This window comes from Streptomyces sp. NPDC004609 (genome assembly GCF_042873655.1).
Taxonomy (GTDB): domain Bacteria; phylum Actinomycetota; class Actinomycetes; order Streptomycetales; family Streptomycetaceae; genus Streptomyces.
The window spans coordinates 1-21,869 of record NZ_JBIALS010000029.1 but is presented as its reverse complement, the minus strand read 5'-3'; the positions used below and the strand labels follow the sequence as shown (position 1 = coordinate 21,869).

Here is a 21,869-nt window from a genome sequence, read left to right as displayed (position 1 = left end):
GCAGACGTGCACCGCCCATGAAGCTGTGACGTAGTTCACGGCCTTCCGTCTGGGGTGGAGTGGGCTCAGACGCCGGAGCGCGTCGAACACGTACACCGCGGGGCCATGCGCCCGGGGTGCAACCCGGCGACCGGCGGAAGCGGTCCGTATGGACTCCGACGACAGTCCGTGCTCACGCGCCACGGGCCGGAACGGCCGGGGTCTCCGAGACCCGGATGTCTCGCGGACCCGGACCGCCGCCCGACCGTCCTCCTCGTACGTCGTACGACGACCGGGACGCCCGCCTGCTCGCGCGGAGCGGAGGCCCGTGCGGGGAGGCGCGTCCAGGGGCCGGTTCGGAGCCTACGGGGACGCTGAACCGGGTCGGCGGCACCGTCATCCCGATGTGTGATACATCATCATATGGGTCCAGTTGGGTGCGGATCGCGTCGGTACTGTGTCCGCCGTTGAGGCCGGGACCGTCCCGACCAGGGGGAGCGGAACGATGGGCGATCCCACGTACGGCGAAGGCGCCTACGAGGCCGACGGCGTCATCCGGAGCGCCGACTGCACCGGGTATCTGTCGACCAGCGACTATGTGGCCGGTGAGAACGGTATGAGCCCGGACGCGCCGGGGGGCGCCGATACGGACACGGACACCGTGACGGGCCACGGAGGCGGCGGCTGATGGCAGCCGACTGGACCGGTCCCGTCTGGCGGATGAACCTCCCCGAGACATGGATGCCGCGCCCGGGGTCCCCGGGCCCGTGCGCCCGGGCCGCCCCCGGGGCGGTCCGTCGCTGAGGACGGCCGGCGGCCCGGTTGCCAGTGGCCGCGCCCGGGGTGCTCCACAGGAAAGCGGGGGCTTGGGCAACAGAGAACGCGGCAGGAACTCCCGACCGCCGAGCCGGCTCTCCGGAGGCCGTGAGAACAGTCCCTGCCCCGCCAACTCCCCTGTCTGTGCCGGTAGTCCGACCGTCTGGGGCCCCTGCGGGCCGCCCGCCACCCCGGTGAGCCGAGGTGGTTGCCTGCCGGCACCCCGCTGGTTACTCTCCAGTACTGTTTGTTCGAACGAGCAGAAGAGAGGCGGCCCTCGTGTCCACCAGCGACACCACCGACGGGTCCGGGACGGCTGCACCGGCCGCCGACTTCCACGGACTGACCGCGTACGTACAGCAGTTGAGAGACGGTCACACCACCTCCGAATCCCTGGTGGCGAGCACGATCGAGCGGATCGCGGCCAGCCGGGACACCGTCAACGCCTTTCGCTGGGTCCGCGGGAAAAAGGCCCTCGCCGAGGCCCGGGACGCCGACCGCCGGCTCGCCGCGGGGGAGCGGCTGCCGCTCCTCGGGGTGCCGGTCGCCGTCAAGGACGACACCGATGTGGCCGGGCTGCCCACACTCTTCGGCTGCCGCGGCGAGATCGCGCCCGCCACGGCGGACGCCGAGTCGGTGCGGCTGCTGCGCGCGGCCGGAGCGGTGATCGTCGGCAAGACGAACTCCTGCGAGCTGGGCCAGTGGCCGTTCACCGAGGGACCCGCCTTCGGAGCCACCCGTAACCCCTGGTCCACCGAGCACACCCCGGGCGGCTCCTCGGGAGGATCGGCCGCGGCCGTCGCCGCCGGCCTGGTCCCCGCCGCGCTCGGCTCGGACGGCGCGGGCTCCATCCGCATCCCCGCCGCCTGGACCCATCTCGTCGGCATCAAGCCCCAGCGGGGGCGGGTCTCCCTCCACCCGTACACCGACGCCTTCCAGGGGCTGGCCGTCAACGGTCCCCTGGCCCGTACCGTCGCCGACGCCGCCCTCCTGCTCGACGTGGTCCAGGGCCCCCGTTCCCTCCGGGGGCACGATCCGCACCGGCCGGAGGCCGTGGACGCGTCCGCCGCCGCCCGCCGCGACCCGGGAAGGCTGCGGATCGCCCTCGCCTGGCGGCCCCCGCTCACCCTCACCCGCGCCACCCCGCACCCCGAGGTCCGCCGGGCCGTCACCGCCCTCGCCGAAGCACTCGCCCGCCTCGGCCACGAGGTCGAGGAGGCCCGCCCCCGGTACGGGCTCATCGGCCTCGGCTTCCTGCCGCGCGCCGCCGCCGGAATCGCCGAAGCCGGCGCCCTGCACCCCGACCCCGCGCTGCTCGACCCCCGCACCCGCAGCACGATGCGCTCCGGACGGGTGCTCGGCGGACGGGTGGTGCGGGCCGCCCGCGCCCGCGAGAGGAGCCAGCACACCCGGATCGGCGAGATCTTCGAAGGCCGGGGCTTCGATGTCGTCCTCTCCCCGACGACCGCGACCCCGCCACCGCGCGTGGGCACGTTCGACGGCCTCGGCACCTGGCGCACCAACGCGACCATGGCCGCGGCCTGCCCCTACGCCTGGCCCTGGAACGTGCTCGGCTGGCCCGCCGTCAACGTCCCCGCCGGCCTCACCGCGGGCGGACTGCCCGTCGGCGCCCAGCTCCTCGGCCCGGCGGGCAGCGAGGAGAAGCTGATCTCGCTGGCCGCCCAGCTGGAGGCCGACCGGCGCTGGTACGAGAGGCGCCCGCCCGCCTCCACGGTCTCGGGGGGCGCCCCGGCGGAAGAATGACAGCCGTGCCCCGGGTTCCCGCCCCTCACGGCCCCGGCCGTGCGGAGACCGCCGGTACCTGCCGGCCGTCGGCGCGTCGGCATCGGCGGCACGGGTTGCGGACCGCACCGGCTCCGTCATCGCGCGACCCCTGTGCCCCGGACCGCACCCGGCGGCCGGGACGCAGGGGCACGGCCGGACGGCCGGCGCGCGGCGGCGGGATGGCGACCCGCGGGCAGAGCGGGCGTACGGGGGGCTACGGGACCCGCGCCGTCCACTGCTCCGTCGTGAACTTCGTCGCGGCCAGCTCCTGGGCGCGTGCCGTCTCCTGCTCCGTGACCTTCCCGTCGGACAGGCCGTACCGGCCCCGGAACGCGTCGATCATCCGCTCGATGACGGCCTCACGCGGCAGTCCGGTCTGCCGCCGCAGCGGATCCACGCGCTTCTTCGCGCTCTTCGTCCCCTTGTCCGAGAGCTTCTCCCGGCCGATGCGCAGGACGTCGAGCATCTTGTCCGCGTCGATGTCGTACGCCATCGTCACGTGGTGCAGCACGGCGCCGCCACCCTGCCCCACCACCCGCTTCTGTGCCGCGCCCGCGATCTTGCCGGCGTCCGTGGCGATGTCGTTGAGCGGCTGATACCACGCCTTGACGCCCATGCCGGCGAGTGCGCCGAGCACCCAGTCGTCGAGGTAGGCGTAACTGTCGGCGAAGGAGAGCCCGGAGACCAGGGCCTCGGGCACGGAGAGCGAATAGGTGATCGTATTGCCGGGCTCGATGAACATCGCCCCGCCGCCGCTGATCCGGCGCACCACCGTGATGCCGTGCCGTGCGGCGGCCTCCGGGTCGACCTCGTTGCGCAGGGACTGGAAGCTGCCGATCACCACGGCGGGCGCGCCCCACTCCCACACCCGAAGTGTCGGCGGGCGGCGCCCGGCCGCGACCTCCGCGGTGATGACCTCGTCCAGTGCCATGTGCAGCGCGGGCGACTGGGGACCCTCGTGGACGAGCTGCCAGTCGTAGTCGGTCCAGTCGGTGGCGTGCGCCAGGGCGCGGCGTACGGCGACGCCGATGCCCTCGGAGGTCAGACCGTACATCTGGGTGCCCGGGGGCAGGGCCGCGTCGATACGGGCGGCGAGCTGGGCGGCGCCGGTCTCGGCCGGGGCGCCCTCCAGGGCCGCGTCGATCGCGAGGATCGCCTCGTCGGGCTCCAGGAAGAAGTCCCCGGCGACCCGGACGTTGCGCAGCAGGCCGTCCTCCGTGTCGAGATCGACCACCACGAGCTTTCCGCCCGGGACCTTGTACTCGCCGTGCATGCGTCCTCCGCAGTTGTGGGGCTCCGCCCGCGGGAATGTCCCCGTTCCGACTCGTACGGTACGCCGGGCGTGCACGTGTCCTCCGGGCCGCACCGGGACTCCCGTGCGGAGACGGCCTACGGGCGCCGTGACGCGAGGCCATGGGTACGGATACTCATGCGCGGACCGCAGGCGCCGCGTACGTTCTGGCGGGTGCCCGCTCATCCGACACCCCAACGTACCGCCGGCGGCAGACGTGGCCCGTGCTGCTGTCTGCTGTTCGCCGTCCTGCCCGTCGCCTGGCTCCTCGCAGCCCCCGTCCTGCCGGAGCGGGTCTTCTGGTTCCCGATCTGGCTGGCGGCCGTGATCTGGAACGGCGAGGACGGCCGGGGCGGCATCGGCCAGGTGTTCGGCTAGAAGGCCGCCGTCACCGGGCACGAGGGGCGGGCACGGAGTCCGACGGCGGCCCCGGCGGGGCGAGCCCCGTGATCCCCCGTCCGGGGGCGCGGCCGGGGGAGTGACGCATTTCACCGCGGCGGGCGCGAAGGCCGGTATCGGCGGGCCTGTCCTGTCCTGCGAATGGCTCCGAACCGGCCGTCCGCCCCGGGAACGGTGAACGCGCGGTGCCGGGGCCGCGACCTGGCGCGGAACGCCCTCTCGGCCATGCTTAGCTGGACATATGATCGATGACTTTCTGTCCGGTGACCTGTCCGATGTCGAGGAGGCGATCCGCAAGGCGGCCGCCACCGAGATCATGCCGCGGTACCGTCAGCTCGCCGCGCACGAGATCGTCGAGAAGAGCGGTCCGCACGACGTGGTGACCACGGCCGACCGCCTCGCCGAGGAACACCTCACCGCCTCCCTGACCGCCCTGCTCCCCGGCTCCGTGGTGGTCGGCGAGGAAGCGGTCCACGCCGACCCCGCGGTGTACGGGGACCTGCACGGCGACGCGCCCGTCTGGATCGTGGACCCGGTCGACGGCACCCGGCAGTTCGTCCGGGGGGAGGCGCGGTTCTGCACCCTGGTGGCGCTCGCGCAGCGGGGCGAGCTGCTCGCCTCCTGGACCTACGCCCCGGCCCTCGACGAACTGGCCACGGCGGTACGCGGCGGGGGCGCGTACCTGGGCGGCGCACTGCTCCGGCCGGGCGCTCCCGAGCCCGGTGCGGCCCTCACGGTGGCGACCTCCCACCCCGACTTCACCACGCCCGAACAGAAGCGCGCCCTCCTCGGGCTGAACACGGACGGTGTCCGCCCCCGCCCCTGCGGATCGGCGGGCATGGAGTACCTCGCCATCGCCCGGGGCGAGCTGGACGCGATCGCCTTCTCCTGGGAGAACGCCTGGGACCACGCGGCGGGTCTGCTTCTGGTCACCGAGTCCGGCGGGGCGCATCTGACCGTCACGGGCGAGCCCTTCCGTATCGGCGGCGGCAACAGCCTCCCTTTCACGGCGGCGAGGGACGCGGCGACGGCGGAGCGCGTCCGGAGCCTGCTGGCGGCGGGCTGACCCCGGGAGGGACCGGAGCGGGTGTGCCGGGTGCCGGAGAGCGGTGCCCGCCGCGCCCGGCACCACCCGGGTGCCGTACCCGGCCGTGTGCCCCGTGACCGGCCGCCGTGTGCCGGTGATCCGCGCGGCTCTCCCGGGCTCCGTCCCGCCCCGTCCCGCGTCCGGCCCACCCCCTGTCACGCCCCGACCGCACCCGGGGACCGGCCGGACGCGGGCCGGAATATCCTGGGCCTCCGGACGTCGGCCGACGAAGGAGTCCCAAGGTGCCATCGATGCTCGACGCCGTCATCGTGGGGGCCGGCCCCAATGGACTGACCGCCGCGGCGGAACTGGCCCGCCGCGGCTTCTCCGTGGCGCTGTTCGAGGCGCTGGACAGCGTCGGCGGGGGCGCGCGGACCGAGGAGCTGACCCTGCCGGGCTTCCGGCACGACCCCTGCTCCGCCGTGCACCCCCTCGGCATCGGCTCACCCGCCTTCGCCTCGATGCCCCTGGAGCGGCACGGCCTGGAGTGGCTCCCGACCGAGCCCGCGCTGGCGCACCCCTTCCCCGACGGCACCGCCGCCCTCCTCAGCCGGTCGGTGGGGGAGAGCGCGATGTCCCTGGGACCCGAGGACGCCGGGACCTACCGCCGGCTGGTCGCCCCCTACATCGGCCACTGGGACGCCATCGCCGCCGACTTTCTGCGGACGCCCTGGGAGAGGCCGCCCCGTGACCCGTACCGCTTCGTACGCTTCGGGCTGACCGCGATCCAGCCCGCCACGTGGATCGCGCGCCGCTTCCGGGGCGAGAAGGCCCGCGGCCTCTTCGCCGGGCTCGCCGCCCACGCCATCGCGCCCGCCTCCGGCATGGCCACCTCCGGGATCGCCCTGATCTTCGCGCTCGCCGCCCACGCGAACGGCTGGCCCGTCCCGCGCGGCGGATCGCAGTCGATCTCGGACGCCCTCGCCTCGTACCTGCGCGAGCAGGGCGGCACGATCCACACCGGAGTCGAGGTCAAGCGGCTCGACGAACTGCCCCCGGCCCGCGCGTACGTCTTCGACACCTCACCGACCGCGCTCGCCAGGATCGCCGGTCTCGGCAGGGCGTACGACCGCTATCACTACGGTGCCTCCGTCTTCAAGATCGACTATGCGCTGTCGGGGCCCGTCCCCTGGACCGCGAAGGAGGCCCGTGCGGCCGGGACCGTGCACATCGGGCCCACCGCCGGGGAGATCGAGGCCGCACTCGCCGCCGCCGTCACCGGGCGCGACCCGCAGACCCCGTTCCTCATCACCGCGCAGCCCAGCGTCGTCGACCCGTCCCGGGCCCCCGCGGGCAAGCACGTCTTCTGGGCGTACGGCCATGTCCCCGCCCGCTGGGAGGGCGACGCGACCGAGGTGATCGAGCGTCAGCTGGAGCGCTTCGCACCGGGGTTCCGCGACCTCGTCCTCGCCCGCGCGGTCGCCGGGCCGCCGCAACTCGCCGCCCGCAACGCCAATTACGTGGGCGGCGACATCGCCTGCGGGGCCTTCTCCGGGCTCCAGACGATCCTGCGGCCCAAACTCGCCCGGGTGCCGTACGCCACCGCCCACCCCGCCGTCTTCCTCTGCTCGTCCGCGACCCCGCCCGGCCCGGGCGTCCACGGGATGTCCGGCCACCACGCGGCGAGGGCCGTCTGGCGACGCCTGCGCGCCGTCCGCTGAATCATGGCCTGAACACCCCCTGCCGGGTGGGAGGATGACGCCATGACGCAGCAGCCGTCCATCGTTCTCGTGCGCGGTGACATCACCGGGCAGCATGTCGACGCCATCGTCAACGCGGCCAACTCCACCCTCCTCGGCGGCGGCGGTGTCGACGGGGCGATCCACCGCGTGGGCGGTCCCGAGATCCTCGCCGCCTGTCGCGCCCTGCGCGCCTCGCGGTACGCCAAGGGCCTGCCGACCGGACAGGCCGTCGCCACCACCGCCGGCCGGCTCGACGCGGACCATGTGATCCACACGGCGGGACCCGTCTGGTCCCGGGACGACGACCGCAGTGCCCTCCTCGCCTCGTGCTACCGCGAGGCGTTGCGGGTGGCGGCCGGGCTGGGGGCGAAGACGATCGCGTTCCCCGCGATCTCGACCGGCATCTACGGCTGGCCCATGGACGACGGCGCGCGGATCGCGGTGAGCACGGTCCGGAAGGAGGCGGCCGCGCCCGTCACCGAGGTACGGTTCGTGCTGTTCGACGCGTACGCGTACGAGGAGTTCGCGGCGGCGCTCGCGGCCAGGGGCTGAGAGCGGCCGGCCGGGCGACTTCCGGGCCCGGGCCGGCGCGGTGACCGGCCGGGGCAGCGCCACGCGACACCGGACCCGGCACCCCCGGACCGGGGAGCGCGGTTCCGGCGAGCCCGATCCCGGCGGTGTTGATCACCGTGAAACGGTCGGCCCCTGGCAGGCGGATGTCCATGTCGTTTTCTCGCCAGCCCCGCCCGGTCGTATGCCCCATTCTTGAACCATGCACACCGACACCGAGCGCTGCGTACGCGCCGTCCAGTCGAAGGACGCCCGATTCGACGGATGGTTCTTCACTGCCGTGCTGACCACGGGCATCTACTGCCGCCCCAGCTGCCCGGCCGTGCCGCCCAAGCCCGAGAACATGACCTTCTACCCGAGCGCCGCCGCCTGCCAGCAGGCCGGGTTCCGCGCCTGCAAGCGCTGCCGGCCCGACACCAGCCCCGGCTCGCCCGAGTGGAACGCCCGCGCCGACACCGTTGCCCGCGCCATGCGCCTGATCAAGGACGGCGTCGTCGACCGCGAGGGCGTCCCCGGGCTCGCCGCCCGCCTCGGCTACTCCACCCGGCAGGTCGAGCGGCAGCTCCTCGCCGAGCTGGGCGCCGGGCCGCTCGCCCTCGCCCGTGCCCAGCGCGCCCAGACCGCGCGCATCCTGATCGAGACCACCGGCCTCCCCATGGCCGAGGTCGCCTTCGCGGCCGGATTCGCCTCCATCCGCACCTTCAACGACACCGTCCGCGAGGTCTTCGCCCTCGCCCCCGGCGACCTGCGCGCCCGGTCCGCACGGCGCGGCGCCGCCGCGCCCGCGCCGACCCCGGGGGTCATCGCGCTCCGGCTGCCGTACCGCGCGCCCCTCAACCCCGACAACCTCTTCGGACACCTCGCCGCGACCGCCGTACCCGGCGTGGAGGAGTGGCGGGACGGCGCGTACCGCCGGACCCTGCGCCTCCCGTACGGGCACGGCATCGTCGCCCTCACCCCGCACCCCGACCACATCGCGTGCCGGCTCTCCCTCACCGACCCCCGGGATCTCACCCTCGCGATCAGCCGCTGCCGGTGGCTGCTCGACCTCGACTCCGACCCCGTCGCCGTCGACGACAGGCTGCGGACCGATCCGCTGCTCCAGCCGCTGGTGGACAAAGCCCCCGGCCGCCGGGTGCCGAGGACCGTCGACGCGGCGGAGTTCGCCGTACGGGCGGTACTCGGCCAGCAGGTCTCGACGGCCGCCGCACGCACCCACGCCGCGCGCCTGGTCACCGCGCACGGGGAGAAGGCCGAGGACCCGGAGGGCGGACTCACCCGTCTCTTCCCGTCGCCCGCGGCGCTGGCCGCGCTCGATCCCGAGGCCCTCGCGCTGCCCCGCAGCCGCCGCACCACCCTCACCACGCTCGTCGCCGCGCTCGCCGAGGGGACCCTGAGCCTCGGCGTCGACAGCGACTGGGACGAGGCCCGTGCCCGTCTGGGCGCCCTGCCGGGCTTCGGCCCCTGGACCGTCGAGGTCATCGCCATGCGCGCCCTCGGCGACCCCGACGCCTTCCTCCCGACCGACCTCGGCATGCGCCGCGCCGCGGCCCACGTCGGGCTTCCCGCCACGCCCGCGGCACTCACCGCGCACGCGGCGGCCTGGCGGCCCTGGCGGGCGTACGCGGTCCAGTACCTCTGGGCCACCGACGATCACCCCATCAACCACCTTCCCGCACCAGGAGCCGGCTCATGATCAGGCAGCACACCGTCGTCGACAGCCCTTACGGCCCGCTGACGCTCGTCGCGACCGACGGCGTCCTGAGCGGCCTCTACATGACCGACCAGCGCCACCGTCCCGACGAGTCGGCCTTCGGCGCCCGGGCGGACGAGAAGGCCGGGCCGTTCGGCGAGACCGTCCGCCAGCTGGAGGAGTACTTCGACCGTGGACTCACCGACTTCGACCTGCCGTTGAACCTCGCCGGCACGGACTTCCAGCGCCGTGTCTGGGAGCGGCTCGTACGGATCCCCTACGGCGAGACCCGTACCTACGGTGAGCTGGCCGAGGAACTCGGCAACCCGAACGCCTCCCGCGCGGTCGGGCTCGCCAACGGCAGGAACCCGGTGTCGATCATCGTGCCGTGCCACCGGGTGATCGGCTCCACGGGGAGCCTGATCGGCTACGGCGGCGGCCTGGACCGCAAGCAGCGCCTGCTGGCCTTCGAGTCGGGCGCGACCGACGCCGCGCTGTTCTGACACCGGGCCCGGCACCGCAGGCACCGGACGGGCTCGGGCGGTGGTGCCGGGCCACCCGGCCGGTCCGGCGTTCGAGGACGGCCCGGGGGACGTGTGCGGGTCACCGGGGTGGCGCGGGGGCTCAGGCCACCCGGCCCGTCCGGCGTTCGAGGACGGACCCCGGCCGCAGGGGCGGACGCGGGGCCCGGGGCCCCAGGGGCCGGACGCGTCAGGCGAGCTCGCGCAGCAACCGCGGGAGCGCCGTGCCGATCGGCTCGCGGATGATCTCGTCCGCGAGCTCGTCGTACGGCGTCGGCTCCGCGTTCACGATCACCACCCGCGCCCCGCCGTCCGCCGCCATCCCCGTCAGCGACGCCGCCGGCTGCACCTGAAGACTCGTACCGACCGCGATGAAGACCTCGCTCGCCTTGGCGACGGACATCGCCTCCGAGAGGACGGCGGGATCGAGCCGCTGCCCGAACATGACCGTCGCGGACTTGAGGATCCCCCCGCACGCGAGGCACGGCGGATCGTCCTCACCCGCCTCCACACGCGCGAGCGCCTCCCCCATGGGGGAGCGGGCCTCGCAGCGGGTGCAGACGACCGTACGCGCCGTGCCGTGGAGTTCGAGGACCTTGCGCTCGGGCGTCCCGGCGAGCTGATGCAGACCGTCGACGTTCTGGGTGATCACCCGGACGGCGAAGCCGGGGCGCCGCTCCAGCTCCGCCACCGCGAGATGCGCCGCGTTCGGCCGCGCGGACCACGTCGGACTGGAGCGCCGCATCAGCCAGGAGCGCCGGCGGATCTCCGGGTCGGCCATGTAGGAGTCGTAGGTGACGAGCTTCTCGGCCTCCGGATCGCGCCTCCACACCCCGTTCGGCCCCCGGTAGTCGGGAATGCCGGAGTCCGTGGAGACACCGGCGCCGCTGAGAATCGCGACGAGAGTCATACGGCGAGCGTATGCAGTCCGCTTCCCCGGCGGCGAACCGATTTCCCCGCGGGCGCCCGTCGGCAGCCGCGCCGGGTGTCCGGCGCCCGGGTCCGGACACCCGGCGCGGATCAGGCCCCGTCCGGGCGCGGGGCCGTCGCGTGCACCGCGACACCCACCGGAACCCGCTCGCCCACGGCCTTGATCACCGCACTCGCGTGCTCGGGCCGGAACCCTCCGTACAGCTCGATCAGGTCGAGCCGGTCCGCGAGTCCGGCGGCGACCGCCGCCCCGTCCTCCGCGCGCGGCACCGCGACGAACAGCGAACGCGAGGGGCCTTCCTGGATCTCCAGCCGGTCCACCTCGGGGTCGGCGCCCTCCTGCACATGGATGAACAGGGCGGTCTGGGACTCGCCCTCGGTGGCACGCCGCTTGTAGCGGGCGACGTCGAGGAGGGACTCGAAGCCGAAGACCACCGTGCCCACCCGGGCGCGGCCCTTCACCGCGGCCTCGACCTCCGGCACCCAGGTGAATCCCGTGGCGCCGCACAGTTCGATGGTGTCGACGCCCTGCTCGACCAGTTCGGCCGCCAGTTCGGCCGCGGCGGTGGGCGTGGGCACCATCGCGATCACGGTCCCCGCTCCCTCGGGGCCGGTCCGCACCGGCTCCGTCGCGTCCGCCATGAACAGCATGGCCTTGTCACCGGGCATGAGCGCCTCCGCAGTCCGTTCGGTAACTTCCCGTGCCTTCAGCACCTTTCAGTACCCGGTCAACCGGGCGCCCCCGGCGTGTTGTTCCCGCCGGGCGGGAGCGGGATCAGCCGGCCGGGAGGCCGTCCACCAGCTCCACCGGACCCCGCCCGGACGCCAGCGCGTCCAGCGCGGCCAGCACCCGGCCGCCGAGCGACCCCAGCAGCAGGCCCGGGATCTCGTCACGGTCCACCAGCCGCCAGGACAGCAGCTCCTCCTCCTGGAGCCTGATCGACTTGAGCTGCGCCTCGGTCAGCACCCCGCCGTCGTACACATAGGCCACGATCGGCGGGCGCAGCGGACCGCGCGTCCAGTCGACCGCCAGCAGCGCGCCCGGCTCCACATCGAGCCCGATCTCTTCCAGGGTCTCCCTCCGGGCGGCCTGGCGGGGTGTCTCGCCCCCGTCCGACTCGATCGTGCCGCCCGGCAGGGCCCAGCCGTCCCGGTAGTTGGGCTCGACGGCGAGCACCCGGCCCCGGTCGTCGCGGAAGAGCGTGGCGGCACCGGAGAGGACGCGGGGAAGGGTCGCGATATACGCGGAGTAGTCCATGGTCACGCCGGAAGCCTAGACGCCGGGCGCGGCGGGGCGGGCGGACCGGCGGGACCCGGGACGGTCAGGCGGCGGACGCCAACTGAACCGTACGGGCGGCCAGTTCACTGATCCGCGCCCCGTCGAATCCGAACACCGCACTGCGCACCCGGTCCTCCAGGGGCGCGGTCCACCGCGCGGGGATCGCGGACGCGCCGCACAGCACACCCGCCACCGAGCCCGCCGTCGCCCCGTTGGAGTCGGTGTCCAGCCCGCCGCGCACCGTCAGCGCGACCGTGCGGGTGAAGTCACCCCCGCCGTAGAGCAGTCCTGCGGTGATGACTCCGGCATTGGGAACGGCGTGGATCCAGCCGAGGCCCCGGGTGCGGCTCTCCAGCTCCGTGAGCGTGTCGGCCCACCCGGCGCCCGACTCGTGGAGCGCGGCCGTGTGGCGGACCGTCCGCGCGAGACGGCTGCCCGACGGCACCTGAGCGAGGCCCGCCTCGATCGCCTCGCGCGGCCCGCCCGCGGTGAACGCGGCGGCGATCACGGCCGCGGCCCACATCGCGCCGTACACGCCGTTTCCCTGGTGGGAGAGGACCGCGTCCCGTCGGGCGAGCGCGGCGGCGCGGCCCGGGTCGCCGGGGGAGGTCCAGCCGAAGACGTCCGCGCGGATGAGGGCGCCGATCCACTCCTGGTAGGGATTGTCGTACGAGGCGGTCAGCGGGGGCTTCAGCCCGTTGGCGAGATTGCGGTAGGCAGCCCGCTCGGCGGTGAAGGTCTGCAGATACGGCAGCAGGTTCAGCCACAGCCCGCCCACCTGCTCGGTCGTGAAACCGAATCCGTACGTCTCCAGCAGATGCAGACCCAGGATCGCGTAGTCCACGTCGTCGTCCCGGCAGCTGCCTCGGATCCGGCCGCGCACACACTCCGGCCACTCCGGGCGCAGGTCGAACTCACCGGGCGCGGCGTCGGCGGGGGGAGCGGGAAGATAGTCGGTGAGCGGAAGAGCGTCCGTACGGCGCAGGTAGCGGTCGATGCGCTCGCGTGTCCAGTACTCGCCGCGCTCCACGGGTTTGCCGAGCATGTTGCCCGCGATTCTGCCCAGCCAGCCGCCGAGGATCCGGTCAGTCAGTTCCGTCTGGTGTAGGCCCATATGTCTGGTCTACCCCGGAGAGGGGTGGCCCGTGCCGCAACCGGGTGGATAGGGTCGGGACGGCGCGACTGCCTGTTCGAATGCAAAGGAAACACAGTGACGGACGGTGCAGTGATCCGGCCCGCGCGGGTCCTCGTGGCGGCTGACAAGTTCAAGGGCTCTCTCACCGCGGTGCAGGTCGCCGAGCGGGTCACGGCGGGCCTCCGACGGGTGGTGCCCACCCTGGAGGTGGAGGCCCTGCCCGTCGCGGACGGCGGCGACGGCACGGTCGCGGCGGCCGTGGCAGCGGGCTTCGCACGCCGGGAGGTACGGGTCACCGGGCCGCTCGGCGAGCCGGTGACCGCGGCGTACGCCCTGCGGGACGGCACCGCGGTCGTGGAGATGGCGGAGGCGTCCGGGCTCCGGCTGCTGCCGGAGGGCGTCCTCGCGCCCCTGACCGCCACGACCCACGGCTCCGGGGAACTGCTGCGCGCCGCGCTGGACGCGGGGGCCCGGACGATCGTCTTCGGTGTCGGCGGCAGCGCGACGACGGACGGCGGGGCGGGCATGCTCACCGCGCTCGGCGCGCGGTTCCTGGACGCGGAGGGCGTGCCCGTGGGGCCGGGCGGCGGAGGACTGCGCGACCTGGCGACCGCCGATCTCTCCGGGCTCGACCCACGCCTGGGGAGCGTCGATCTGGTTCTCGCCGGTGATGTCGACAATCCGCTGACCGGCCCCACGGGGGCGGCGGCGGTCTACGGCCCGCAGAAGGGGGCCTCGCCGTCCGATGTCGCGGCGCTCGACGCGGCCCTCGCGCACTACGCGTCCGTCCTCGGCCCCGAAGCCGCGGAGTCGCCCGGCGCGGGTGCGGCCGGCGGCATCGGATACGGCGCGCTGGTGGCCCTCGGCGCGCGGTTCCGGCCGGGGATCGAGGTCATGCTCGACGTCCTCGGGTTCGCCGAGGCGCTGTCCGGGGCGACCCTCGTGATCACCGGGGAGGGCTCCCTCGACGAGCAGACCCTCCACGGCAAGGCCCCGGCGGGAGTTGCCGCGGCGGCTCGTGCGCGGGGCGTCGACGTCGTCGCGGTCTGCGGGCGGCTCCTGCTCCCGCCCGCGGCGCTGGGGCGGGCGGGGATCCGCCGCGCGTACCCTCTCCTGGCGGTGGAGCCGGACCCCGCGAGGTGCATGGCGATGGCGGGTGACCTGCTGGAACGGGTCGCGTCCGACATCGCGCGGGACTTTCTCCGCTGAGCGCGGGTGCGGTTCTGTTCTGGGGCGCCGGGCGGGCTCTGGTTGCCTGGGTGCGGGTGTCCTGACGTGTGGCTGTGCAGGGCGCTCGGGTCCGTCCTCAATCGCCGGACGGGCTGAGGTTGCTCGGGCGCGGCTGCCTTGTTGTGTGACCGCCCCTGTGGTCACGGTCCGTCGTCAAGCGCCGGGCGGGCTGGGGGTGCCCGGGTCCGTCCCCAAGCGGCCGGACCACCGGGCCCAGGACCCTCCGCCCGTCGCGGGACCCCGCGCAGGGTCGCGAGGGCGCGTTAGCCTCACCCCGTGTGGATACGGGACGCGCAACCCCACGAGGCCGACGGCATCACCCGACTCCTTCTGCGGTCGAAGGCCCACTGGGGCTACGGACCGGCGTTCATGGAAGCGTGTAGAGGCCATCTGACCGTCACGCCCGACCAGATCGCACCCCGCCGTATCGTCGTCGCGGAGGACGAGGACGCCCGCCTCGCCGGCATCGCCTCTCTGGAGGGCGAGCCCCCGGACGGTGTGCTCGGCCTGCTGTTCGTCGAGCCGGACAGGATCCGGCAGGGCATCGGACGGACCCTGTACGCCCATGTCACCGACAGGGCCCGCGCCCTCGGCTTCCGGCGTCTCCGTATCGAGTCGGACCCGCACGCGGAGGCGTTCTACCGCGGGCTCGGCGCCCGGCCGTGCGGGATCGGCCCCGCCGCCATGCCACGGCTGGACGTCGACCTCCCGCCCCGCGCCGCCTGGGCCCAGGCGTGGACCGGCGGCCGGAGGGCGGTCCACCTCGGCAACGCGGCGGAGTTCCAGGGCCAGTTCGGCGGCACGACACGGGAGTCCCGTGGCGCGGCGGCCCACTACTCCTGTCTCGCCGCGTTCGCGAGCCCGCACCCCGCCGCGCTGGTGCTTCCCCGCCCCGTACCACGGGAGTGGACCGCGCTGGTCGGGCGTCAGCTCGGCTGGGCCCAGGTCGACGTGTACGACGGGCTCACCGAGACGGACCTGCTGGCGCGCCCCGCCCTGATCGCACGGCTGCGCGCCCTCGGCCTGCCCTTCGTGCCGTGGGGGCACACGGCGGCCGCCGGTGAGCTGACCGGCGCCCCGCTCCCGCCCGGAGCCCTCACGTACGAGTCCAAGCGCGCCTCCCACACCCTGTTCCGCACCCTCGCCCCCACGCACCCGGCGATCGCCGTACCCGACCGGTGGACGCCCGCCACCCGCCGCGCCGCGGCCCGGCTGATCGCCGCGAGGGCCCGCTCCGGCGCGGGCACCGTCGTCAAGACCGAGCACGGCGCGGGCGGCTCCGGCACCCGTGTGGTCACCGGCCGTGTGCGGGCCCGCGAACTGCCCCGAGGCCCCCTGCTGCTGGAGGAGTACATCGCGGGCGACGGCACCCGGCCGACGTACGACGGCCTCGTGGACGCCCGGGGCGAGGTCCATGACGTCGGCGTCGCGGCGATGGACGTCGTGGACACGGCCTACCGGGGCGCGACCGCCGGCCCCGGCGCCGTACCGGACACCCTGACCGGGCCCGCCCTGCGGTTCGGGCACGCCGTCGGCCGGGAACTCGCCGCGGCCGGATACCGCGGCTGGTACGACGTCGACTTCGTGACCGGGCCCGGCGGCCGGCTCGCCCCGACGGAGACCAATCTGCGCCTCACCGGACCGTCCGCCGCGTTCATGGTGAAGCTGCGGCTCGACGAGATCCGCGGCGGCGACCATCTCGTACGCTCCCTGGACCGGGTCCCGCTGGGCGCGCGCCTGCCCGACGGGGAGCTGATCGCGTTCCTCACCGACCTGACGGCGAGGTGCGCCGGGATCGACGCCGTGCTCGTACCGTCGATCCCGACCGCCGCCGACGCCCCCGACCCGTATCTCGGGGTGATCCTGGCGGCCCGCACGGCCGCCCGGCTCGACGCCGCCGACGCGCTGGTGCGCACCTCCTGCCGCGCCCTCGCGGACCTCTTCCGGTGATCACTCCCGCGCGGACCCCGGCGCCTTCCCGGGCACGGCCCGGGGCAGGCGCACCGCCCACACCGCGACGATCCCCGCCGCGATCATCAGCGGCACATTGAAGACATAGACCAGGGCGGCCTGCCGCTCCCAGTCCTGTTTGGCCGCCAGCCGGTACAGATTGTCCTGGGGCCACCAGGAGGCCAGGAGATAGACGACCGCGAGATGGGCGGCCGTGGTCAGCCCCCACGAGCCGCCCCGCGCCATCATCGGCCGCCGCCCGGCGATCAGGAACCCCGCACCCGCGGCGAAGGCCAGGCCCTCGGCGACGTACAGCCCGCGGAAGAACCACGCCCAGGGGTCCGGCACGATCGACAGATCCGTCGAACCGGGCCAGAGGACGTCCGTCGCCGTGAACGACATGACCGCCGCCACGAACGCCACGACGCCTCCGACGGCCTGGAGCCCCGCCGGATCGGCCCCGCCCCCGCCGCCCTTGCCGGCCGACGCCCTGCTCCGTGCCTGCCCCGGCGGGCGTACTAGCGCGCGCCGGTCCACCTTGCCCGCCTCGTTGCGTGGCAGCGCGGGAACCGTGACGACGGTCTCCGGGATGTCCGCCCGCGGCACGGCACCCGTCAGATGGCTCCGTACGGTGGTCTTGCCCGGCAGGCTCCCGGGTTCGGGGACGAGGTAGGCGATGAGCCGTCGGCCGCTTGCGCCGACGACGCTGTCGCGGATACCGGGATGCGCGGCCAGTTCGGCCTCGACCCGGTAGGTGTCGACGGTCCGCCCGTCCACCTTGACCCGGTCCGCCATCCGGCCGCGGAACTCCAGCGGGCCGTCGCCGTCCCGCCGCCCCAGGTCCCCGGTGGCCACCGCGTCGCCGCCGCCCGGCGGGGTCAGCCAGATCTGCCCCTTGCGGATGCGGACCCCGCAGCCGGGGAACGGCTGTCCGAGATACACATGCCGCTCGGGGTCCGTCACCGGGCCCGGCAGCTGCCCGGTCTCGAACCAGGTGCCGCAGCCGGCGACCTCGGCCGGCCCGTAGACGCCGATCAGCCGCGAACCCGGCGGAAGCAGCCGCTCCAGCCGTACGTGCTCATCGAGCCGCAGCCGCTCCCCGCCGACCGCGAGCAGCCGCAGTGCGGCGGGCCGGTGCGCGCCGGTGAGGAGGGAGCTCGCGGTCCACGGGTCGGTGTCGGCCACCGTGTACGTCTCGCCGGCCGTCAGCACCACGGTGGCGCCCGAGCAGAGCGCGCGCAGACAGCCCAGGGCGAAGCCGGCCGCACGGGGCCGGGCCGTCACCAGCACCCGGTCGTCCGGGGTGAGCAGGTAGACGCCGGACCAGCCCTCGTGAGCGGCCAGCAGCCGCTGGTGCGAGACCGGAACGGCCTTGGGCGGGCCGGTGGTGCCCGCGGTGAACAGCACGGCCGCCCGCTCGCCCACGGCCGCGTCCAGCGGGCCGTCCGGGTGGCGCTCGACGGCCGCCGCGTCCGCGTCCAGCAGGACGAGAGGCCGGTCCCCGCGGCCTTCGACGCGGCCGAGATGGACGCGGTGGCTGATCACGGCGAGCGCGTCGGCGACGCCCCGGGGCTCCCGTACGTCCGGCGCGACGATCGTGTACGCCCCGCCGGCCTTGAGCACGGCCAGCACGGCGACCAGGACATCCGGCTTGCGGAGGGTGCGTATCGCGACGAGCCCGCCGGCCGGGAGGCGGGCGGACTCGGTGAGATGGCGGGCCAGCCGGTTGGCCCGTGCGTCGAGCTGGCCGTAGCTCAGCCGGACGCGGTCGGTGATCACGGCGGTACGGTCCTGCCCGTTCCGTACCCTGTCCTCGAACAGCTGATGAAGCGTTCCCCCTGACATGGACGCCGATGATCCCAGAAGGCGCGGGACCTGACGAGGGGCCGCGTCCCGCCGGCGGGTCCGGCCGGGCGGCGGAGTCTGCGCTGTCATCTGCTGTCGTCCCGAGCGCCCTGTGCCGGGGGCTCCCGGGGCCCGGATACGGCGAGGGCCCGGGCGCTGTCCGCTGCCCGGGCCCTCGTCCACACACCGTCAGGGCAGCTGAGCCGCCCGCGCCTCCCGGCGATTGTCACGGAAGGTGTTCACCCGGCGGGCCGTCGCGAAGAGCGGGATCACCGCGCCCAGCACCACCTGGAGCGCGCAGCCGGTCTGGAGCAGCAGCTGGCCGCCCGGGGCGTCGAACGCCCACGCCGCCAGCAGCCCCATCGCGGAGACGATCCAGCCGAGCATCGCCACCGCGAGAACTCCCCGCGGCTTCGGGTACTCGACCCGGCTCACCATCAGCCATGCCGTACCGATGATCGCCAGCAGGGTCGGGATGAACGGCAGCTCCAGCAGCACGATCGAGACGACCGTCAGCGCGCCGAAGGGGCTCGGCATGCCCTGGAACATGCCGTCCTTCATGGTCACGCAGGAGAATCTCGCAAGCCGCAGCACCACCGCCAGCAGCACCGCGATCGCGGCCACCGCCGAGACGTTCTGATGGGCGTCGTCCGCGACCATGCCGTAGACGAGCACGAAGTACGCCGGGGCGAGCCCGAAGCTGATCAGGTCCGAGAGATTGTCCAGCTCCGCGCCCATCGGCGAGCTGCGCAGCCTGCGCGCCACGAGCCCGTCGCAGAGGTCGAAGATCGCCGCGAGCAGCATCAGGATCACGGCGGTGGCGGCGCTGTGCCGGGCCATGCCGGTCTCCTGGCTGCCCGTGAGATGCGGGATGAGGATCCCGGTGGTGGTGAAGTACACCGCCATGAATCCACAGGTCGCGTTACCGAGAGTGAGGGTGTCCGCTATCGACAACCGGAGCGAGAGGGGCATCTCCTCCGCTTCGTCCTTGCTGTCCGCCTCGGCGACCCAGCCAGCCTGTGTATCAGGATCAATCACGGTCAATGCGAGTCACCCCCGCGGTCGTGGTCTGCCCGACCTCGACCGCGACCTCGACACCTTCCGGGAGGTAGATGTCGACGCGCGATCCGAAGCGGATCAGACCGATGCGGTCGCCCTGCTCGACCTTCGTGCCCTCGGGGATGTACGGGACGATGCGCCGGGCGACAGCACCCGCGATCTGCACCATCTCGATGTCGCCCAGCTCGGTGTCGAAGTGCCAGACAACACGCTCGTTGTTCTCGCTCTCCTTGTTGAACGCCGGCACGAAGCCGCCCGGGATGTGCTCCACGGAGGTCACCGTGCCCGCCAGCGGCGCCCGGTTGACATGTACGTTCAGCGGGCTCATGAAGATCGCGACGCGGGTGCGGCCGTCCTTCCACGGCATGATGCTCTGCACCACACCGTCGGCGGGCGAGATCACCCGGCCCCGGGCGATCTCGCGCTCGGGGTCGCGGAAGAACCACAGCATGCCCGCCGCGAGCGCGGTGGCGGGCACGGCGATGACCGCGGCTCGCCGGGAGCGGCGCGCACGGGCCAGGCTGATGGCTGCGGTGGCGACGGTCGGCAGAAGCCACGGCGATGCTCCGCGAGCAAGGCGTCCCCTGGGGAAGCCGTCGCGTGGTGCAGAGGTTTGGCTGTGGGGCATGGATGACCTTCGTAGCGGATGATGCCGCGCTGGCAACGGGGACGGCGGCTCTTCCGGCGATGCTAGCGTCTGCGGGCGGCAACTGGGAAAGCCAGAAGTCGAGTCGGCGGCCGGAAGGCAATGACAGGGTGTGATCTTCTTCGCGGCCGAACCGACTCAAAGGTGACAATCAGCCCTGGAGTCGGTACTCCTCCAGCAGCCGGCGGCCAATGATCATTTTCTGGATCTCGGCGGTGCCTTCACCGATCAGCAACATCGGGGCCTCCCGGTAGAGGCGCTCGATCTCGTACTCCTTGGAGAAGCCGTATCCGCCGTGGATACGGAAAGCGTCCTCGACGACCTCCTTGCAGTACTCGGAGGCGAGATATTTCGCCATCCCGGCCTCCAGGTCGTTTCGCTCCCCGGAGTCCTTTTTGCGTGCCGCGCTGACCATCATCGCATGGGCGGCCTCGACCTTGGTAGCCATCTCGGCCAGCTTGAACTGGATGGCCTGGTGCTCGGCGATCGCCCGGCCGAAGGTGTGGCGCTGCTGGGCGTAGGAGATTCCGAGCTCGAAGGCGCGCCGGGCGACCCCGCAGCCGCGCGCGGCCACGTTGACCCGGCCCACCTCGACCCCGTCCATCATGTGGTAAAAACCCCGGCCGGTGGCGCCGCCGAGTACCCGATCGGCCGGAACGCGCAGTCCGTCCATGATGAGCTCGGTGGTGTCCACACCCTTGTAGCCCATCTTGTCGATCTTCCCCGGGATCGTGAGGCCGGGGCGCACCTCGCCGAAGCCGGGCTCCTTCTCGACCAGGAAGGTCGTCATCGACCGGTGCGGCGGTGCGTCCTCGGCGTGTCCTTCGTCACTGCGCACCAGAACGGCCACCAGGTTGGACGTGCCGCCGTTGGTGAGCCACATCTTCTGGCCGTCGAGGACGTACTCGTCCCCGTCCCGGACGGCCTTCGAGGTGATCGCCGACACATCGGAGCCGAGGGCGGGCTCCGACATCGAGAAGGCGCCCCGGACCTCGCCCAGCGCCATCCGGGGCAGGAAGGTGTCCTTCTGCTCCTGGGTCCCGTGCTGCTTGAGCATGTACGCCACGATGAAGTGGGTGTTGATGATGCCCGAGACCGACATCCAGCCGCGGGCGATCTCCTCGACGCACAGGGCGTAGGTGAGCAGCGACTCGCCGAGACCCCCGTACTCCTCCGGGATCATCAGCCCGAACAGCCCCAGCTCCTTGAGGCCCTCGACGATCTGGGTCGGGTACTCGTCGCGATGCTCCAGTCCGGTGGCGACCGGAAGGATCTCCTTGTCGACAAAATCACGGACCGTCGACAGGATCTCCTGCTGAACGTCCGTCAGCCCGTGGGTCTGGGCGAGGCGCGCCATCGCTACTTCACCTGCTCCTTCGGTTCGGGCCTGCCGGGCTGGTCTCCGCCTCGGGCCTTGATGTAGGTCTCGGTGGGGACCATGACTTTGCGGCGGAAGACGCAGACGAGGGTGCCGTCCTGTTTGTAGCCCTTGGTTTCGACGTGGACGATGCCGCGGTCGTTCTTGGTGCGGGAGGGGGTTTTGGCGAGGACGGTGGTTTCGCCGTAGAGGGTGTCGCCGTGGAAGGTGGGGGCGATGTGCCGGAGTGATTCGATTTCGAGGTTGGCGATGGCTTTGCCGGAGACGTCGGGGACGGACATGCCGAGGAGGAGGGAGTAGATGTAGTTGCCGACGACGACGTTCTTTCCGAAGTCGGTGGAGGTTTCGGCGTAGTGGGTGTCCATGTGGAGGGGGTGGTGGTTCATGGTGAGGAGGCAGAACAGGTGGTCGTCGTATTCGGTGACCGTTTTCCCGGGCCAGTGCTTGTAGGTGGCACCGACATTGAATTCCTCATAGGTGCGGCCGAACTGCATGGTTTAGGCCTCCGGGGGGTGGAAGGTGGTGGTGCGGGTCATGCCGGCGGCGCGGCCTTTGCCGGAGATGACGAGGGCCATTTTGCGGGAGGCTTCGTCG

At 73.3% G+C, this 21,869-nt stretch carries 20 protein-coding genes; 10 read left to right on the top strand and 10 right to left on the bottom strand.

Annotation, left to right across the window (positions count from 1 at the left end):
- The first annotated feature begins 484 nt into the window (after window positions 1–484).
- Both ACFYT4_RS25760 and ACFYT4_RS25755 read left to right on the top strand, forming a co-directional pair.
- A complete protein-coding gene (locus ACFYT4_RS25760) occupies window positions 485–667 on the top strand; it encodes a hypothetical protein (protein WP_389273553.1) in 183 nt (60 codons plus the stop codon).
- Between the two features lie 407 nt (window positions 668–1,074).
- Window positions 1,075–2,559, top strand: coding sequence for an amidase (locus ACFYT4_RS25755; protein WP_389273550.1), 1,485 nt, complete (start codon window positions 1,075–1,077; stop codon window positions 2,557–2,559).
- Between the two features lie 235 nt (window positions 2,560–2,794).
- On the opposite strand, the gene ACFYT4_RS25750 is transcribed toward ACFYT4_RS25755, so the two are convergent.
- On the bottom strand, window positions 2,795–3,853 hold the full coding sequence (locus ACFYT4_RS25750) for a biotin/lipoate A/B protein ligase family protein (protein WP_389273548.1): 1,059 nt from the start codon (window positions 3,851–3,853) through the stop codon (window positions 2,795–2,797).
- A gap of 192 nt (window positions 3,854–4,045) precedes the next feature.
- On the opposite strand from ACFYT4_RS25750, the gene ACFYT4_RS25745 reads away from it, so the two are divergent.
- From ACFYT4_RS25745 to ACFYT4_RS25720, 6 genes are all read left to right on the top strand, one after another.
- A complete protein-coding gene (locus tag ACFYT4_RS25745) occupies window positions 4,046–4,249 on the top strand; it encodes a hypothetical protein (RefSeq protein WP_389273545.1) in 204 nt (67 codons plus the stop codon).
- Window positions 4,250–4,511: 262 nt separating this feature from the next.
- On the top strand, window positions 4,512–5,336 hold the full coding sequence (locus ACFYT4_RS25740; protein ID WP_389273542.1) for an inositol monophosphatase family protein: 825 nt from the start codon (window positions 4,512–4,514) through the stop codon (window positions 5,334–5,336).
- A gap of 263 nt (window positions 5,337–5,599) precedes the next feature.
- Window positions 5,600–7,018 (top strand): phytoene desaturase family protein, encoded by a 1,419-nt coding sequence (locus ACFYT4_RS25735; protein WP_389273539.1) that lies wholly within the window; start codon window positions 5,600–5,602, stop codon window positions 7,016–7,018.
- A gap of 42 nt (window positions 7,019–7,060) precedes the next feature.
- Window positions 7,061–7,591, top strand: coding sequence for an O-acetyl-ADP-ribose deacetylase (locus ACFYT4_RS25730; RefSeq protein WP_389273536.1), 531 nt, complete (start codon window positions 7,061–7,063; stop codon window positions 7,589–7,591).
- A 220-nt stretch (window positions 7,592–7,811) separates the two neighbouring features.
- On the top strand, window positions 7,812–9,305 hold the full coding sequence (locus ACFYT4_RS25725; protein WP_389273533.1) for an AlkA N-terminal domain-containing protein: 1,494 nt from the start codon (window positions 7,812–7,814) through the stop codon (window positions 9,303–9,305).
- Window positions 9,302–9,805 (top strand): methylated-DNA--[protein]-cysteine S-methyltransferase, encoded by a 504-nt coding sequence (locus ACFYT4_RS25720; RefSeq protein ID WP_389273530.1) that lies wholly within the window; start codon window positions 9,302–9,304, stop codon window positions 9,803–9,805. The genes ACFYT4_RS25725 and ACFYT4_RS25720 overlap by 4 nt, the downstream gene beginning before the upstream one ends.
- A 208-nt stretch (window positions 9,806–10,013) precedes the next feature.
- On the opposite strand, the gene ACFYT4_RS25715 is transcribed toward ACFYT4_RS25720, so the two are convergent.
- The 4 genes from ACFYT4_RS25715 to ACFYT4_RS25700 all read right to left on the bottom strand — a co-directional run bounded on the left by ACFYT4_RS25715 (window position 10,014) and on the right by ACFYT4_RS25700 (window position 13,146).
- Window positions 10,014–10,733: an NAD-dependent deacetylase gene (locus ACFYT4_RS25715; protein ID WP_389273527.1), complete on the bottom strand. Its 720-nt coding sequence runs from the start codon at window positions 10,731–10,733 to the stop codon at window positions 10,014–10,016.
- Between the two features lie 110 nt (window positions 10,734–10,843).
- Window positions 10,844–11,422, bottom strand: coding sequence for a DUF6506 family protein (locus ACFYT4_RS25710; RefSeq protein WP_389273525.1), 579 nt, complete (start codon window positions 11,420–11,422; stop codon window positions 10,844–10,846).
- Between the two features lie 106 nt (window positions 11,423–11,528).
- Complete coding sequence (locus tag ACFYT4_RS25705) at window positions 11,529–12,011, bottom strand: NUDIX domain-containing protein (RefSeq protein ID WP_389273771.1); 483 nt, start codon at window positions 12,009–12,011, stop codon at window positions 11,529–11,531.
- Window positions 12,012–12,075: 64 nt separating this feature from the next.
- Entirely contained in the window at window positions 12,076–13,146 is a 1,071-nt protein-coding gene (locus ACFYT4_RS25700) for an ADP-ribosylglycohydrolase family protein (protein ID WP_389273522.1), read from the bottom strand.
- A 114-nt stretch (window positions 13,147–13,260) separates the two neighbouring features.
- Between ACFYT4_RS25700 and ACFYT4_RS25695 the strand changes: the two genes are divergently transcribed.
- Window positions 13,261–14,376, top strand: a complete 1,116-nt coding sequence (locus tag ACFYT4_RS25695) for a glycerate kinase (RefSeq protein ID WP_389273768.1) — start codon at window positions 13,261–13,263, stop codon at window positions 14,374–14,376.
- 297 nt (window positions 14,377–14,673) lie between these two features.
- The gene (locus ACFYT4_RS25690; protein WP_389273519.1) at window positions 14,674–16,347 is read left to right on the top strand and encodes a GNAT family N-acetyltransferase; all 1,674 of its coding nucleotides are present in this window, start codon (window positions 14,674–14,676) and stop codon (window positions 16,345–16,347) included.
- Here the strand turns inward: ACFYT4_RS25690 and ACFYT4_RS25685 are convergent, their stop codons facing one another.
- From ACFYT4_RS25685 to ACFYT4_RS25665, 5 genes are all read right to left on the bottom strand, one after another.
- Complete coding sequence (locus tag ACFYT4_RS25685; RefSeq protein WP_389273516.1) at window positions 16,348–18,192, bottom strand: AMP-binding protein; 1,845 nt, start codon at window positions 18,190–18,192, stop codon at window positions 16,348–16,350. It abuts the gene before it with no gap.
- A gap of 189 nt (window positions 18,193–18,381) precedes the next feature.
- Entirely contained in the window at window positions 18,382–19,236 is an 855-nt protein-coding gene (pssA, locus tag ACFYT4_RS25680; RefSeq protein ID WP_389273513.1) for a CDP-diacylglycerol--serine O-phosphatidyltransferase, read from the bottom strand.
- On the bottom strand, window positions 19,223–19,879 hold the full coding sequence (locus ACFYT4_RS25675; RefSeq protein ID WP_389273510.1) for a phosphatidylserine decarboxylase: 657 nt from the start codon (window positions 19,877–19,879) through the stop codon (window positions 19,223–19,225). Before ACFYT4_RS25675 ends, pssA begins: the two co-directional genes overlap by 14 nt.
- A 169-nt stretch (window positions 19,880–20,048) precedes the next feature.
- On the bottom strand, window positions 20,049–21,254 hold the full coding sequence (locus ACFYT4_RS25670; RefSeq protein ID WP_389273507.1) for an acyl-CoA dehydrogenase family protein: 1,206 nt from the start codon (window positions 21,252–21,254) through the stop codon (window positions 20,049–20,051).
- Between the two features lie 2 nt (window positions 21,255–21,256).
- On the bottom strand, window positions 21,257–21,769 hold the full coding sequence (locus ACFYT4_RS25665) for a MaoC family dehydratase (RefSeq protein ID WP_389273504.1): 513 nt from the start codon (window positions 21,767–21,769) through the stop codon (window positions 21,257–21,259).
- Window positions 21,770–21,869 lie beyond the last annotated feature (100 nt).